Origin of the sequence: Micromonospora sp. NPDC047467, from assembly GCF_040643095.1 — a bacterium.
In the GTDB taxonomy this organism is placed as follows: domain Bacteria; phylum Actinomycetota; class Actinomycetes; order Mycobacteriales; family Micromonosporaceae; genus Micromonospora.
Window position 1 is genome coordinate 237,567 of the sequence record NZ_JBEYTO010000009.1, and the last position, 14,534, is coordinate 252,100.

The 14,534-nt window shown below is 72.7% G+C and carries 16 protein-coding genes; 8 read left to right on the forward strand and 8 right to left on the reverse strand.

Annotated elements, in window-relative coordinates; translation table 11 throughout:
- Positions 1-16: 16 nt before the first annotated feature.
- Both ABZ780_RS24870 and ABZ780_RS24875 read right to left on the reverse strand, forming a co-directional pair.
- The gene (locus ABZ780_RS24870; RefSeq protein WP_357006182.1) at positions 17-604 is read right to left on the reverse strand and encodes a DUF1684 domain-containing protein; all 588 of its coding nucleotides are present in this window, start codon (positions 602-604) and stop codon (positions 17-19) included.
- 10 nt (positions 605-614) lie between these two features.
- Positions 615-1,187, reverse strand: a complete 573-nt coding sequence (locus ABZ780_RS24875) for a WHG domain-containing protein (RefSeq protein ID WP_357487650.1) — start codon at positions 1,185-1,187, stop codon at positions 615-617.
- Between the two features lie 60 nt (positions 1,188-1,247).
- Between ABZ780_RS24875 and ABZ780_RS24880 the strand changes: the two genes are divergently transcribed.
- Positions 1,248-1,736: an FBP domain-containing protein gene (locus ABZ780_RS24880; protein ID WP_357006179.1), complete on the forward strand. Its 489-nt coding sequence runs from the start codon at positions 1,248-1,250 to the stop codon at positions 1,734-1,736.
- A gap of 10 nt (positions 1,737-1,746) precedes the next feature.
- Here ABZ780_RS24880 and ABZ780_RS24885 read toward each other — a convergent pair whose 3' ends face one another.
- Complete coding sequence (locus ABZ780_RS24885) at positions 1,747-2,280, reverse strand: GNAT family N-acetyltransferase (protein WP_357487651.1); 534 nt, start codon at positions 2,278-2,280, stop codon at positions 1,747-1,749.
- Between the two features lie 158 nt (positions 2,281-2,438).
- On the opposite strand from ABZ780_RS24885, the gene ABZ780_RS24890 reads away from it, so the two are divergent.
- Together ABZ780_RS24890 and ABZ780_RS24895 are read left to right on the forward strand one after the other, a co-directional pair.
- Positions 2,439-2,951, forward strand: coding sequence for a MarR family transcriptional regulator (locus ABZ780_RS24890; RefSeq protein WP_357006174.1), 513 nt, complete (start codon positions 2,439-2,441; stop codon positions 2,949-2,951).
- Positions 2,932-3,918, forward strand: a complete 987-nt coding sequence (locus ABZ780_RS24895) for a pirin family protein (RefSeq protein ID WP_357006172.1) — start codon at positions 2,932-2,934, stop codon at positions 3,916-3,918. Before ABZ780_RS24890 ends, ABZ780_RS24895 begins: the two co-directional genes overlap by 20 nt.
- Positions 3,919-3,972: 54 nt before the next feature.
- Here ABZ780_RS24895 and ABZ780_RS24900 read toward each other — a convergent pair whose 3' ends face one another.
- A complete protein-coding gene (locus ABZ780_RS24900) occupies positions 3,973-4,101 on the reverse strand; it encodes a hypothetical protein (protein ID WP_280116081.1) in 129 nt (42 codons plus the stop codon).
- 128 nt (positions 4,102-4,229) lie between these two features.
- Here ABZ780_RS24900 and ABZ780_RS24905 point away from each other — a divergent pair, with 128 nt between their 5' ends.
- A complete protein-coding gene (locus ABZ780_RS24905) occupies positions 4,230-5,819 on the forward strand; it encodes a phospholipase D-like domain-containing protein (RefSeq protein ID WP_357487652.1) in 1,590 nt (529 codons plus the stop codon).
- Here the strand turns inward: ABZ780_RS24905 and ABZ780_RS24910 are convergent.
- Positions 5,768-6,520, reverse strand: coding sequence for a hypothetical protein (locus ABZ780_RS24910; RefSeq protein ID WP_357006167.1), 753 nt, complete (start codon positions 6,518-6,520; stop codon positions 5,768-5,770). The two genes, ABZ780_RS24905 and ABZ780_RS24910, sit on opposite strands and share 52 nt — an antisense overlap.
- A 379-nt stretch (positions 6,521-6,899) precedes the next feature.
- On the opposite strand from ABZ780_RS24910, the gene ABZ780_RS24915 reads away from it, so the two are divergent.
- Positions 6,900-7,733 (forward strand): SigB/SigF/SigG family RNA polymerase sigma factor, encoded by an 834-nt coding sequence (locus tag ABZ780_RS24915; protein ID WP_357006164.1) that lies wholly within the window; start codon positions 6,900-6,902, stop codon positions 7,731-7,733.
- Positions 7,734-7,870: 137 nt separating this feature from the next.
- On the opposite strand, the gene ABZ780_RS24920 is transcribed toward ABZ780_RS24915, so the two are convergent.
- The 3 genes from ABZ780_RS24920 to ABZ780_RS24930 are packed head-to-tail and all read right to left on the reverse strand — an operon-like array spanning position 7,871 to position 10,711.
- Positions 7,871-8,461, reverse strand: a complete 591-nt coding sequence (locus ABZ780_RS24920; protein WP_357006161.1) for a GNAT family N-acetyltransferase — start codon at positions 8,459-8,461, stop codon at positions 7,871-7,873.
- A gap of 55 nt (positions 8,462-8,516) precedes the next feature.
- Positions 8,517-10,040 (reverse strand): APC family permease, encoded by a 1,524-nt coding sequence (locus tag ABZ780_RS24925; protein WP_357487653.1) that lies wholly within the window; start codon positions 10,038-10,040, stop codon positions 8,517-8,519.
- A gap of 44 nt (positions 10,041-10,084) precedes the next feature.
- A complete protein-coding gene (locus ABZ780_RS24930; protein WP_357006157.1) occupies positions 10,085-10,711 on the reverse strand; it encodes a GPP34 family phosphoprotein in 627 nt (208 codons plus the stop codon).
- A 184-nt stretch (positions 10,712-10,895) separates the two neighbouring features.
- On the opposite strand from ABZ780_RS24930, the gene ABZ780_RS24935 reads away from it, so the two are divergent.
- Genes ABZ780_RS24935 through hrpB form a run of 3 tightly spaced genes read left to right on the forward strand, consistent with a single transcriptional unit; the run spans position 10,896 to position 14,528 of the window.
- Positions 10,896-11,720 carry a helix-turn-helix transcriptional regulator gene (locus tag ABZ780_RS24935; RefSeq protein ID WP_357487673.1) on the forward strand — a complete coding sequence of 275 codons (825 nt, stop codon included), beginning with the start codon at positions 10,896-10,898 and terminating at the stop codon, positions 11,718-11,720.
- A gap of 41 nt (positions 11,721-11,761) precedes the next feature.
- Positions 11,762-11,962: a DUF397 domain-containing protein gene (locus ABZ780_RS24940; RefSeq protein ID WP_357006155.1), complete on the forward strand. Its 201-nt coding sequence runs from the start codon at positions 11,762-11,764 to the stop codon at positions 11,960-11,962.
- 28 nt (positions 11,963-11,990) lie between these two features.
- Entirely contained in the window at positions 11,991-14,528 is a 2,538-nt protein-coding gene (gene hrpB, locus ABZ780_RS24945; protein WP_357487654.1) for an ATP-dependent helicase HrpB, read from the forward strand.
- Positions 14,529-14,534 lie beyond the last annotated feature (6 nt).

Genomic DNA, 14,534 nt, shown 5'->3' on the forward strand with positions numbered 1-14,534 from the left:
ACGCCGGGGCGGCCGGTCAGTCGTGGTACGCCAGCTCTCCGGCCCGCAGCGGCACGTCGACGCGGTTCTCCGGCGGCGCCAGCGGGCAGGCCCAGCGGTCGTCGTAGGCGCAGCTCGGGTTGTAGAGATAGTTGGCGTCCAGCCGAACCCGGTCGCCGGGCAGCAGCTCGACGCCCCGACCGAAGGTGCCCTTCACCGTGTCGGTGAGGTACCGGCCGCCGCCGTAGGTCTCCTGCCCGCAGGTGCCGTCGCGCAGGGGCACGAACAGCCCGCCCCCGTACGCCTCGATCCACCACAGGGTCAGCGGCCCCCACGGCGTCTCGGCCACCGCGACCCGGCGGTACGCGACCACGCCGTCCGGGCCGCCGGTGTCCACCCGCAGCTCGCCGGTGGCCGGTCGCAGCGGCGCCTCGACCACCGCCTCCGGATTGGGCGGGAAGTAGCGCACCCCGGTGAAGCCGGCGCGGTCGGCCGGCGGGATCGGGCTCTGCGGGTGGGTGGCGAAGAGGTCGTCGCGGCCGGCGCGGAAGCCGGCGAGGTCGACGTCGGACAGGTACAGCCGGGCCACCCGCTCGCGCCAGTCGGCCAACTCGAGATCCTGCACCCCTGCGAGCCTAGGCGGTGGCCGGCCAGTTGCTCAGGACAGCGTCGAGGGCGTCGAGGGTGCGCGCCCAGGAGTCGTCGGCGGAGCGGGGCGTGTGGCGGAACCCGCCGGTCCTCTCCAGGCTGACGAAGCCGTGGAAGGTGCTGTGCATCATCCGCACCGCGTCGGTCTGGTCCGGCTCGGCGAGTCGGTAGCCGCGCAGGATCGCCCGGGTCATCTCCGCGTGCCGGACACCCGCGCTCGCGGCGGCCGTCTGGGGGTCGAGGTCGATCTGCATGGCGGCGTACCGCCCGGGGTGCTGTTTCGCATAGTCCCGGTACGCGTTGGCGAAGGCCACCAGCGCGTCCTTGCCGGCGCGGCCGGCCAGCGCGTCGGCGACCCGGTCGGCCAGCTCCGCGAGCGCCAGCAGCGCCACCCGGACCCGCAGCTCCTGTGCGTTCCTGAGGTGGAAGTAGAGGCTCGCGTCCTTGACGCCGAAGGCGCGGGCGAGCGCCGCGACGGTGACGTTGGGCAGGCCCACCTCGTCGGCCAGGTCGGCGGCGGCCAGGGTCAGGCGCTCGGCGGTCAGCCCCGCACGTGCCACGCGGCAGCCTCCAAAACTAGCCTCCTTATTCGTTTGCCTAGGAGAGCTAGGCTACTACCTATGTTAGAGGTTACCGAATCTGCCATCCGCAAGTCCTTCGTCAACTGCACGCAGGGTGAGGCGAAGCGGATGGCCGTACCAAACGATCTTGAAATGCGCCCCTGGGACGACCTCGACTTCCTCGGCTGGCGGGACCCGGCGGCGCCGCAGCGGGCCTACCTGGTCACCGAATCCGACGGGAAACTCGTCGGAGTGGTGCTGCGGGCCGCGACGCACCAGACCGGGCGCGGGCGGCACAGCATGTGCTCGCTCTGCCTGACCACGCACGTCGGCGACGGCGTCTCGTTGATGACCGCACGCAAGGCCGGTCCGGGTGGCCGGCAAGGTGACTCCGTGGGCACGTACATCTGCTCCGACCTGGCCTGCTCGCTCTATCTGCGCGGGAAGAAGCGCGCCGAGCCCCGCATGCCCGAGCCCCTACCCCTGCCGGAGCGGATCGACCGCGTCAGGACCGCCCTCGCCGCGTTCCTCCGCAAGGTCGCCGAGTGACACCCTCCGACTAACGGTCGGTCGCCAGGCGGGCGTGCAGGTGCTCGTCGTGGCGGCGGCCGTCGCCGTACTGGTACGACTCGCGCAGCGTCCCCTCGGCGAGGTAGCCGGCCCGGTCGGCGACCCGGCAGGAGGCCGAGTTGGCCACCGCGTGGCACAACTCCACCCGGTGCAGCCGCAGGTCGGCGAACGCCCAGTCGGTGAGCCGACCGACGGCGCGCACCGCCACCCCACGGCCACGCGCGGCCGGCACCGTCCAGTAGCCGATCGAGGCGTCGCCGTGGTGAATGTGGTGCAGTGACACCGAGCCCAGCAGGTCGCCACCGGTCGCGGCGGTCACCGCCATCGAGGCGTGGTCGCCGGCCGACCAGTCGGCCCGGCGCCGGACCCAGAGCAGGGCGGCCTCGTCGTCGACCGGGCCGCCACCCTGCGGGTTCCACTGCGCGATAGCCGGGTCGCGCAGGGCGTCGCGCACCGCCGGGGCGTCAGCGTCCCGCCAGGGACGCAGCAGCAGGTCGCCGGCGGCGAGTTCCACGTGTTCCACGAGGCGGGAGTCTGGCACACCCCGCGCCGACTCCGCCGCCCCATTTCCGCAGTGTTCCTTCAAAGCTGCACCACTCAGGCGGAAAGGCGGACTCAGGGTGATGCAGACGACGGGTTACGGCACTAGTTAAATTTTTAACGAGTGCTATCGTCGAAGCTGTGACAGAGAACCTGGACAGCACCCGATCGGCCGCCTGGCGCGCCTACATCGAGGCGAGCCAGCGCCTGTTCACCCAACTGGAAGACGACCTGCGGGCCGACAGCGGCCTCAGCTTCGCCGACTACCACGTGCTGGTCCTGCTCTCCGAGGCGCCGGGGCAGCGGCTCCGGATGGGTGAGCTGGCTGGCCGCCTGGTCTTCTCCCCCAGCCGTCTCACCTACCAGATCTCCTCGATGCAACGCCGCGGGCTGGTCAGCAAGCAGGCCTGCCCGGACGACCGGCGCGGCAGCGAGGCGGTGCTCACCGCCGCCGGGCTGCTCACCCTCTCCGAAGCCGCACCCCACCACCTGGCGTCGGTGCGTACCCATCTGATGGACGACCTCGACGACGCCGAGGTCGCCTGCCTCACCCGGGTCTTCGACCGGCTCGGTCACCGCCTGCGGGCGGCCCGGACCACCCCGAACACCCACGCCACGAGTCAAGGAGCCTCCGATGCCCGCGATCACCGTTGACAACGTCCTCGTCCTGCCCCGCCTGCCCCGGCTCGACGAGAGCACCAGCTTCCGCAAGGTCCGCACGGTGACCACCGCGCCCAGCGGCTTCGAGGGCGAGGGCTTCCCGGTCCGCCGGGCCTTCGCCGGGGTGTCGACGAGCGACCTGGACCCGTTCATCCACCTCGACCAGATGGGTGAGGTCGACTACGCGCCGGGCGAGCCGAGGGGGACATCGTGGCACCCGCACCGCGGCTTCGAGACGGTCACCTACATCATCGACGGGGTCTTCGACCACCAGGACTCGCACGGTGGCGGCGGCACCATCACCGACGGTGACACCCAGTGGATGACAGCCGGCAGTGGCCTGTTGCACATCGAGGCGCCGCCGGAGCACCTGGTGGTCAGCGGCGGGCTGTTCCACGGCACCCAACTCTGGGTCAACCTGCCCCGCGCGGCCAAGATGAACCCGCCCCGCTACCAGGACATCCGTGGCCGGGAGTCGGCGCTGCTCACCACGCCCGACGGGGGCGCGCTGATCCGGGTCATCGCCGGTGAGGTGGCCGGGCACCGCGGCCCGGGCTCCACCTTCACGCCGATCACCATCACGCACGTCACCGTGCAGCCGGGGGCGCAGGTCGACCTGCCCTGGCAGCCCGACTTCAACGCCCTGGTGTACGTGCTCGGTGGGCGCGGAACGGTCGGCACCGACCGTCGGCCGGTGCGTACCGGTCAGCTCGCCGTGCACGGGCCGGGTGACGCGTTGCGCTTCAGCGCCGACCCCACGCAGGACGGCAACACCCCCGCGCTGGACCTCTACATCATGGGCGGCAAGCCGATCCGGGAGCCGGTGGCGCAGTACGGCCCGTTCGTGATGAACACCCGGGACGAGCTGATCCAGGCGTTCGAGGACTTCCAGGCCGGCCGGCTCGGCGTGATCCCCACCGAGCGGGTGCCGCACACCGACGGTCAGGGCTCGCGGCCCTGACCTCGGTCGACCTCTGAGATCGGCGCCGGCACCCCGGAGGGTGCCGGCGCCACCTCAGGAGACCGCAAAAATCCCAGCGACGCCCAGAATCACCATCACCAACACCGCTACCAGCGCCCCCCGTTCGCTCTCCACCGCCGGCTCGCGGTGCTCGGTCACGGGGTTCGTCGTCTCGCGGGGCATGGTGTGGCCTCCTCGGTTGTCGCGTCGAACGGATGGCGGCGGTCCGACCGGTCAGGTCGGCCTGGCGTGCGTATGCACGGCCGGGGTCCTACCGTGAGGACGTTGTCGACCTCGGGGAGGGCTGGATCGTGCCGTTGCGGGACTGGTTCCTCACCGCGCAGGAACGCGCCAACCCGGTCTCTGGGTTACCCGTATGGACCACGGGAAACCTCGCCGAGCCGCTGATTCACGGTGCGGCGTACTTCGACCGGCTGGTCGACGAGGTGCAGACGCTGGCCGCCGGTGACCACCTGTTCTTCACCGACTGGCGGGGCGACCCGGACCAACTCCTGCGCCCGGACGGCCCGACGGTGGCCCAACTCTTCGCCCAGGCCGCCCAGCGCGGCGTGGTGGTCAAGGGGCTGATCTGGCGCTCACACCTCGACGCGCTGGCCTACAGCGAGGCGGAGAACCGCGACCTCAGCGAGACGATCGCCGCGGCCGGCGGTGAGGTGCTGCTCGACCAGCGGGTCCGCCGCGGCGGTTCGCACCACCAGAAGCTGGTGGTGCTGCGGCACCTGAACGCCCCGGAGCGCGACATCGCGTTCGCCGGTGGAATCGACCTGTGCCACAGCCGCCGCGACGACACGGCACACCACGGCGATCCGCAGCCGGTGCCGATGTCCCCCCGGTACGGCCCCCACCCACCCTGGCACGACGTGCAGCTCGCGGTGCGCGGCCCGGTGGTCGGCGCGCTGGACACCCTGTTCCGGGAACGCTGGACCGACCCGATGCCACTGGACTCGGAGAACCCGATGGCGTACCTGCGGGACCGGCTACGCGGGTCGGACCTACGTCCGGACCCGCTGCCCGAGCAGCCCGCCGACCCGCCCGAGTGCGGACCGCACCAGATCCAGGTGCTGCGCACCTACCCGGCCGTGCGGCCGCGCTACTCCTTCGCGCCCGACGGCGAGCGCACCGTGGCCCGCGGCTACACCAAGGCGGTACGCCGCGCCCGCCGACTCATCTACCTGGAGGACCAGTACCTCTGGTCGGCCGAAGTGGCGGAACTGTTCGCACATGCCCTGCGGGACAATCCCGAGCTGCACCTGGTCGCCGTGGTGCCCCGGCACCCGGACGTGGACGGCAGAATGGCGCTGCCACCGAACATGGTCGGCCGCGAGCAGGCGCTGTCGCTGTGCGAGCGCGCCGCACCGGACCGGGTGCACGTGTTCGACGTGGAGAACCACGCCGGCGCGCCGGTCTACGTGCACGCGAAGGTCTGCGTGGTCGACGACGTCTGGGCCAGCGTGGGCAGCGACAACTTCAACCGCCGGTCCTGGACGCACGACAGCGAGTTGTCCTGCGCGGTGCTCGACGACACCCGCGACCAGCGGGAGCCCACCGACGCACCTGGCCAGGGCGACGGGGCGCGGGTCTTCGCCCGGGACCTTCGACTGCGACTCTGGCGCGAGCACCTGGACCGCGACCCGGCCGGCACGGACGACGCCGACCTGCTCGACCCGGCGCGGGCCGTCGCGGCCGTCACGGCCGCGGCCGACGCGCTGCAACGCTGGTACGACGGCGGTCAGGTCGGCGACCGGCCGCCCGGCCGGCTGCGCCCGCACCGCCCCGAACGTCTGCCGTGGTTCACCCGGGCGTGGGCGTTGCCGGTCTACCGGTTGGTCTACGACCCCGACGGCCGGCCACTGCGGGCCAGGCTGGCCGGCACCTGGTGAACCTGCCGCGCCGGCTCGGGCAGGTCGGCCCCGCCCGGGTACACGCTGAACCCGCCGGGGTAGGCGAACGATGAGCGCGGCGAGTAGTAGCCGAAGCCGATGATCAGCGGGTTGGCCGGGCGCAGCGCGTACATCGGGTGCCCGGGCAGGAACTCCACCGACTCGATCTCGAACGGCGCGACCGGCTCCGCCACGTACGGGTAGACCGAGCTGAGGAGTTGACCGTCGCGACGGGTGAAGTAGCGGTGGTGCCCACTGCTGATCAGGTGGCCGGTCTCCCCCACGCGGCAGCGCGCCCGGACCAGCGGCGTCCCGTCGACCTCCGTCTCGGAGAACAGGTCCTCGCCGTCCGCCTCGATCCGGGTCCGGCCGGCGAGCACCGGGGCGCCGCGGGCGGTGGCGTAGTCGCGGACCATCCGGCTGGACGCCACGTAGTGGGTCCACCAGCCACCCGGGCTGATCCCGCCGGGGGCGTCGACGCCGACCAGCGAGACACCGAGGTAGGTCAGCGAGTAGGCGCCGAAGCCGGAGGTCTGCGTCTCGTCGTCGACGACGTACTGGTTGAGGAACACCTGCCGATCCGGGCGCGGGCGCAGCCCGGGCGGGACCAGCGCGGCCACCGCGTCCGGGTCCGCCGGCAGCCAGCTGACGTAGAGCGTGCGACTGTTCACGACGAGCTGGGGAGCGGCTGGATCGAGCACGGTGCCTCCGAACCGGGTGTGTACACCGAAGCTACGGGCAGTCCCGCCGACGGGACAACGACAGATAGACGACACTCCGGGCCCAATGTCGGATTTCGTGTTGACCGATCGGCGGGTCCGACGAACCGGCCGGACAGGAAGGAACGGGACGGCCGGCTGCCGAGGGATCACCCGAAGATTGGGTACGTGACCTCACAGCCCTGCCAACTGTCGTCCCTTTTTGTCCCGTTTCATGGTTCAACACGGCTTAAGTACATCAGCCTTTCGGCTGGATTTCCGAGGGCCGATCAGGCTAAGGTGAGTCCCGAACGGCCCATTCACAGCTAAACCAAAGCGTCACGCCTTTTTGTCCGCGGACGAGGTGCAGGGAGGACCACCCATGACCGCGCCAACGATCACCGAGCAGCCGAGCACCGCCGCTGCCGAGCAGACGAGCACCACCAAGCTCGACCCGCGGGCGCTCACCGACAGCGCCGCCGATCTGCTCAACGCCATGGCCGCGCTGCCCGTCAACCACCCGTCGCGCGCCGCTCTGCGGGACCGGGCCATCGAGGCCTGGCTCCCCCTGGCCAACCACCTCGCCCACCGCTACAGCGGGCGGGGCGAGCCGACCGACGACCTGGCGCAGACCGCCGCCGTCGGGCTGATCAAGGCCATCGACAAGTTCGACCCGTCCCGCGGCGTCGACTTCGCCGGGTACGCCATCCCCACCATCATCGGCGAGCTGAAGCGACACTTCCGCGACCGCACGTGGGACATCCGGGTGCCGCGTCGCCTCCAGGAGCTGCGGCTGGCCATCTCCGACGCCAACAGCTCGCTTCTGCAGACCCTCGGCCGCTCGCCGACGGTGGCCGACATCGCCGCCCACCTCAAGCTCACCGAGGAAGAGGTCCTGGAAGGCCTGGAGGGCGCCCGCGCCTACAACGCGGTGTCGCTGTCCACCCCGACCGGCGACGGCGAACGCGCCACCGAGCTGGGCGACATGCTCGGCGGCGAGGACAGCGAGTTCGAGCTGGCCGAGCTGCGGGTCGCTCTCGGCCCCGCGCTGGCCACGCTCGACGAGCGGGAGCAGAAGATCCTCACGCTGCGGTTCTACGGCAACCTGACCCAGTCGCAGATCGCCGACCAGATCGGTGTCTCGCAGATGCACGTCTCCCGGCTGCTGGCCCGGGCGCTGACCAAGCTGCGCGGCCAGCTCGACGGCACGTACTGATCGCACCGCACGCTTTGAACGGTTGACGGTCGAGGGCCGGGTCGGCGGACCCGGCCCTCGACCGCGCCTACACACCAGCACACGCTCGGCGTACCGGCCGGGTCACTGCCCCCCGGACAGCGGCCCGGCCGGTTTCGTCAGCGCCCCGCCGGCTCCCGCCACATCGGCCAGAACGGCGTGCCGTCCGGCACCCGGAACGGCTCGCCGGCCCGGTAGCCGTGCCGGGCGTACAGGTCCCGGCTGCGGGGGTCACTCGCCTCCAGGTAGGCCGGCATGTCGTTGGCGTCCAGCCAGGCGTGGTGGTGCTCCAGCAGGGCGGTGCCCAACCCGTGCCCCTGCCGCCCCGGCTCGACCGCCAGGAAGGCGAGGTGGTGATGGTCATCATGGGGGTGGTTCGCCGCGAACAGCTCGTCGAGATGCTGGAAGCGGTCGGTCCACTCGCCGCAGGCGGCGGCGAGCCGGGCGTCGTAGTTCGGCGGTGGCGGGGCCGGCTCACCGACCGACGGCAACCAGACCGCGACAGCGGACCGGTCCGCGGTGCCGAACACCAGGCCGTGCCGCATCGCGTGGTCGACGATGATCTCGAAGTCCCCGGCCAGCACCGCCTCCCGCTTGCTCGCGTCCGGCACCAGCCACCGGGTCACCCGCAGGGCGGTGAACGCCTCGGCGATCCGACCCGCCACCAGGGCCGTGTCCTCGGGCCCGAGCCGGTCGATGTCCGCACTCATCGGGCTGCCTTCGTTCGCGACTGCGGGGCTCGCAACCCCGGCTCACTCCTCGCGCTCACCGGGGCACCTCCGCACTGGCCGGCGCCGGTGGCTGCTCCGCCGGCCGTACGGCCGCTGCGGCGCTCGCCGCGCCGAGGCCGATCCTCGCGTACGTGTCCGGACGGTTGCTGCGCAGCAGCAGCGCCCAGCCGATGCCCAACGCGGCCGCCACCGGGTACACGGCGGGCAGCATCCAGCGCAGGCTGGAGTCCGGGGCGACGCCGAGCAGGTTGGCGAAGTTCGACACGGCCAGCCAGATGATCACGACGAGCGCGATGGTGGCCACGCCGGGTGCGATGGCCCGCCGCCACAGCGTCTCGGTGCCGCCGGAGCGGGCGAAGTAGGCGATCACCGCCACCGAGGTGGTGGCGATCAACAGCAGCACGCCGAAGCCGCCGCTGGTGCCGACCCAGAAGAACAGCTTGACCACTGGATCCCAGCCGTTGACGGCGTAGAGCAGGATGACCAGCAGGCCGAGGACGCTCTGCGCCAGCGAGGCGGCCCGGGGAGCGCCGCTGCGCGGCGAGGTTCGCCCGAACACCGCCGGCAGCACCCGCTCCCGGCCCAACGCGAACGTGTAGCGGGCCGTGGTGTTGTGGAAAGAGATCATCGCGGCCAGCACCGAGGTCAGGAAGAGCACCTGGCCGATGGTGACTGCCGTCTCCCCCAGTTGCGCGGCGGCCAGGTTGAAGATCAGCCCGACGCTCTGCTCGCCAGCCTCGGCGACGATCCGGTCCGACCCGACCGCGACGGTCATGGTCCAGGAGGAGAGCGCGTACAGCGCGGCGACGATGCCCACCGAGAGGTACGTGGCCAACGGCACCGTCCGCTTCGGGTCCTTGCTCTCCTCGCTGAACACCACGGCGGACTCGAAGCCGACGAAGCCGAGGATCGCCAGCACCAGCACCGCGCCGACCCCGGGCACGAAGAGGTTGTCCGGCGAGAACCCAGCGAAGTCGACCTCGCCGCCGGCCGGGTTGCCGAGCTGACCCAGGTCGAAGATCAGGACCACGACGATCTCGGCGACCAGCAGCGCCGCCAGGACCAGACCGTTGATGTCCACGCGGAGCAGGCCGAGCAGCCCGACCAGTGCCCACGCCACCAGGGCGACGATCGACCAGTGCGGGTGCCCGCCGAAGATCCGGTCGAGCACGGGCTCGGCGGCGATGCCGATGGTGCCGTAGAGCCCCACCTGGAGCGCGTTGTACGCCACCAGTGCCATCCAGGCCGCCCCCACGCCGGCCGGGCGGCCGAGGCCACGAGAGATGTAGGCGTAGAACGCGCCGGCGTTCTCCACCCGGCGGGACATCGCCACGTAGCCCACCGAGAAGAGGGCGAGCACCGCGGCGACCACCAGGAAGGCCAGCGGGATACCGGTCACGCCGATGACGCCGTAGCCGGTGGTGACGACACCGGCCACCACGGTCAGCGGCGCGGCGGCGGAGAGCACGAAGAAGATGACCGACGGGATGCCGAGGCGGCCACGGGCGAGGGCTTCGGAGACGTTGCTGGGTCTGTCGACTGTCGATGTCGAGGGCATACGACTACTCCGGTTGTCGAGAGGGGTTGGGGATTACCGGGGGGTCATGGAACACCGCGCAGGACTGCCGCGCCGACGGCGGCCTCGGTGTGGCCGACGAGTTCCTTCAGAGGCGGCGGCAGCGCGGGGATGAGGACGTTCAGGCGGTGGTGGGCGCGCGGTCCGGCGCTCCACAGCACCTCACGGGTCAACCCGGCGGCCACGATCAGGCCGAGCAGCAGCGCGTCCGGCACGCTCGGCGGGTCCGGCCGGTCCAGCAGGGCCCGCAGCCGGGTGGCCGGCCACGCCACGGCGTTGAGGTCGATCGGCAGATAGCTGACCGAGGTACGCAGCAGCCGGCGGCTCTCCTGGCGGCGCAGCACGCCGGCCCGGGCCAGCCGCTCGCCCACCGAGGTCGTCGCGCTCTGGGCCAGGAAGCTGAGCCAGGTGGTGACCGCGTGGTGCTGTGACTCACCGATCAGCTGGTCGAGCACGGTGTGCGCCAGCGCGTCGGCCGGCGGGCGTCGGTCCAGGACGGCGACCTGCCCGCCCGAGACGGTGATGTGTCCGTAAAGGATCAGCTCACCGAGCAGCCCGCCGGCCAGGCCGAGGCCGGTCGCCGCCGGGTGGAGTTTGGCCTTGCCACGACTGTCGTTGTGAGCGATGAGGAAGAACTCGTCGGCGATGAGCAACGGCCCTCCCGCACAGTGTGTGTCCACAGTGATCGCGACCGGGAAAGGATGCACCCACAGCTACTGCAATGCAACTCCCAGATTTGAAAGTTGCACTCCGTGCACTCGCGACCTGCGGATCTTGTCGTGTCAGACTCGGACGGTGACCGTCTCCCGCACCCTCCGGCCCGCCGCCAGCCCGACCGTGCGCCGTCGACGCATCGCTCGGGAGCTCCGCCAACTCCGCGAGCACGCGGGCATGACCCTCGATGTGGCAGCCCGCCAACTCGACATGTCCAAGAGCAATCTCTCCCGGATCGAGAACGCGCAGATCGGCATCAAGCCGCGCGACGTCCGGGCGGCGCTCGCGCTCTACTCGGTCACCGGCGCGGACGCCGAGGCGCTGATCGAGATCGCCCGGGGGGCGCAGCAGCGCGGCTGGTGGCAGAACTACAGCGACGTGCTGCCGGAGTGGTTCGAGTTCTACGTCGGGCTGGAGGCCGAGGCGGCGGCGCTGCGCACGTACGAGGCCGAGTCGGTGCCCGGGCTGTTGCAGACCGAGGCGTACGCCCGGGCGATCTTCCGCCGCACGGCGGGCGAGGACGGGCTGGAGCGCAAGGTCGCGGCCCGGCTGCACCGGCAGGGGGTGCTCCGTCGCGACGAGCCCGCCCAACTGTCGGTGGTGCTCAACGAGGCGGTGCTGTTGCGTCCGGTCGGCGGCCCTCTCGTGATGGCCGAGCAACTGGCGCACCTGACGCGCATCGCACAGCTACCCAATGTGACGGTCCAGGTACTTCCGTTCGCGGCGGGCGGGCACCCGGCGATGAGCACACCGTACGTGATCCTCAACTTCGCCGACGCTGCCGACGCGTCCGTGGTTTACCTGGATAACCTCACGGTGGGGCTGGCTCTGGAGGATGCCGATCATGTGCTCGGGTATAGCCTTCTGCACGAGGAGCTGTGCCGGATGGCACTCGATCCGGGGGCATCGATGACCCGTCTCGAGGAGGCTTCTCGTAACTTTGCGTGACCGCATCTGTGGCACGCCGACACAGACGAGAGGTACGGCGGATGACGGCGCTCGACCTGACCCGGGCGGACTGGCGCACCAGCACGCGCAGCAGCGGCAACGGCAACTGCGTGGAGGTCGCGACAGCCGACGGTCAGGTCGCCGTCCGGGACAGCAAGGACCGCTCCGGCCCGGTGCTCGCCTTCGGGCCGACGGCCTGGCGCCTCTTCCTGCGGGGCCTCGGCGAGGTCCACCGGGGCTGAGCCCCACGAGCCGGTGCGAGACTGTGCCGTGCTCTCCGACGTAACCCTGGACCTGCCGGTACGCCCGGCGCTGCCAGCGCTGACGGCCGCGCTCGACGCGGCCGGCGCTGCGGTCCTGGTGGCCCCGCCGGGTACCGGCAAGACCACCCTCGCCCCGCTGGCCGTGGCCGACCGGGTCGACGGCCGGGTGGTGATCGCGCAACCCCGCCGGGTGGCGGCACGCGCTGCGGCCCGGCGGATGGCCGAACTGCTCGGCGAGCGCGTCGGTGAGCGCGTCGGCTACGCGGTACGCGGCGAGCGCCGGGTCGGCCCGGCCACCCGGATCGAGGTGGTCACCACCGGCCTGCTGGTCCGCCGGCTGCACCACGATCCGGAGCTGCCCGGCACCGGTGCCGTGCTGCTCGACGAGTGCCATGAGCGGCAGCTCGACGCCGACCTCGCGTTGGCCTTCACTGTGGAGGCGCGGGCCACCCTCCGGCCGGACCTGTGGCTCCTCGCCATGTCCGCCACGCCCGACACCGACCGGTTCGCCGCGCTGCTCGGCGGGGCCGACGCCGCCCCGGTGGTGCGGGCCGAGTCGGCGCTGCACCCGGTACGGCGGATCTGGGCGCCGCCGTCCCGGCCGATCGCGCCGCCCGGAGCCGGACCGGTGGATCGCGCCGTCCTCGATCACGTGGCGGCCACCGTTCGGCGGGCACTGCGCGAACAGGACGGTGACATCCTGGTCTTCCTGCCGGGGGCCGGTGAGATCGCCGCGATCACCGGCCGACTCGCCGACCTGCGGGACACCGTCGCGCTGCTGCCGCTGCACGGCCGTCAGCGCGCCGCCGAGCAGGACGCGGCCCTGCGGCCCCGAGCCGGCGCGACCGACGACCGGCGGCGCGTGGTGCTGGCCACCGCGCTGGCCGAGACCAGCCTCACCGTGCCGGGCGTGCGGGTGGTGGTGGACGCCGGACTCTCCCGGGTGCCCCGCGTCGACCTGGCGCGCGGGCTGGGCGCGCTGATCACCGTGCCGGTCTCCCGGGCCGCCGCCACCCAGCGCGCCGGGCGGGCCGGCCGGGAGGCGCCCGGGCACGTCTACCGCTGCTGGTCCGAGGCCACCCACGAGCGGCTGCCCGCCCGGCCGGAGCCGGAGATCGCCACCGCCGACCTGACCGGGTTCGCGCTGGAGCTGGCCGCCTGGGGTCAGCCGGACGGCGTCGGACTCGCCCTGCCCGACCCGCCGCCGGCCGCCGCCATGGCGGTGGCAAGGGACACGCTGGAGACGTTGGGCGCCGTCGGCGCGGACGGGCGGATCACCGCGCGGGGGCGGGCGATCGCCGCCGCTGGCGCGCACCCACGGCTGGCCCGGGCGCTGCTCGACGGCGCCGGGCGAGTCGGCGCGGACCGGGCGGCCGAGGTGGTAGCCCTGCTCGCCGAGGAGAGCGCGGCCGGCCCGGGCGACGACCTGGTGGCCGGCTGGCGACGGCTGCGCACCGGGGTGGACGCGGGAGCCACCGCCCGCTGGCGCACCGAGGTACGCCGGCTGCGCGCCGCGCTGCCCGCCAGCTCTCCACCGCGGGGACGCGCCGGCTCGGCCGGGCTCACCGACGATCTCGCCGCCGGGCTGCTGGTCGGTCTCGCGTACCCCGAACGGTTGGCGCGGGTGCGGCGGCCGGGCGGCTCGGCGTACCTCATGACGGGCGGCACCGCCGCGGAGCTGGCGGTCGGGTCGGGGTTGACCGGTTCCGACTGGCTGGCGGTCGCCGTCGCGGACCGCACCCCCGGCGCGCCCTCGGCGCGGATCCGCCGGGCCACCCCGCTGGACGAGGCCACCGCCCGTGAGGCCGCCGGTCCGCTGCTGTCCACGCGCCGGGAGGTCGGCTGGACCGACGGGGACGTGGTGGCCCGGGAGGTGACCCGGCTCGGCGCGATCGAGCTGGTGGCGCGGCGGCTGGACCGCCCGGACCGGACGCAGGTGGCGGAGGCGCTGCTGACCGGCCTGCGCCAGGAAGGGCTGGGACTGTTGCCCTGGACGCCGGCGGCACGGGCACTGCGCGAACGGATGGCGTTCTGCCGGCACCACCTCGACGGCGAGTGGCCGGACGTCGGCGACGAGGCGCTGCTCGCCGCCGCGCCGACCTGGCTCGGCCCCGAACTGGCCGCCGCCCGGCGACGTGCCGACCTGGGCCGGGTGGACGTGACCTCGGCGCTGCGCCGGCTGCTGCCGTGGGCGCAGGCCGCCCGGCTGGACGAGCTGGCCCCGGAGCGGATCGAGGTGCCGAGTGGTTCACGGATCCGGCTGGACTACGCCGACCCGGCGGCGCCGGTGCTGGCGGTGAAGCTCCAGGAGACCTTCGGCTGGCCGGCGGCGCCCCGCATCGCGGGCGGCCGGGTGCCGGTGCTGCTGCACCTGCTCTCCCCCGCCGGCCGGCCGGTGGCCGTCACCGCCGACCTGGCGTCGTTCTGGCGCACCGGCTACCCGCAGGTCCGCGCGGAGCTGCGGGGGCGCTACCCCCGCCACCCGTGGCCGGAGGACCCGGGCACCGCGACGCCCACCCGGCGTGCCGCGCCCCGGCGACGCTGACGGCCG

Excerpts from the sequence above, each read along its gene's own strand:
- ABZ780_RS24880 (WP_357006179.1), top strand. The coding sequence starts at position 1,248 with ATGTTAGAGGTTACCGAATCTGCCATCCGCAAGTCCTTCGTCAACTGC.
- ABZ780_RS24895 (WP_357006172.1), top strand. The coding sequence starts at position 2,932 with ATGCCCGCGATCACCGTTGACAACGTCCTCGTCCTGCCCCGCCTGCCC.
- ABZ780_RS24900 (WP_280116081.1), bottom strand. The coding sequence starts at position 4,101 with ATGCCCCGCGAGACGACGAACCCCGTGACCGAGCACCGCGAGCCGGCG.
- ABZ780_RS24915 (WP_357006164.1), top strand. The coding sequence starts at position 6,900 with ATGACCGCGCCAACGATCACCGAGCAGCCGAGCACCGCCGCTGCCGAG.
- ABZ780_RS24920 (WP_357006161.1), bottom strand. The coding sequence starts at position 8,461 with ATGAGTGCGGACATCGACCGGCTCGGGCCCGAGGACACGGCCCTGGTG.
- ABZ780_RS24925 (WP_357487653.1), bottom strand. The coding sequence starts at position 10,040 with ATGCCCTCGACATCGACAGTCGACAGACCCAGCAACGTCTCCGAAGCC.
- ABZ780_RS24940 (WP_357006155.1), top strand. The coding sequence starts at position 11,762 with ATGACGGCGCTCGACCTGACCCGGGCGGACTGGCGCACCAGCACGCGC.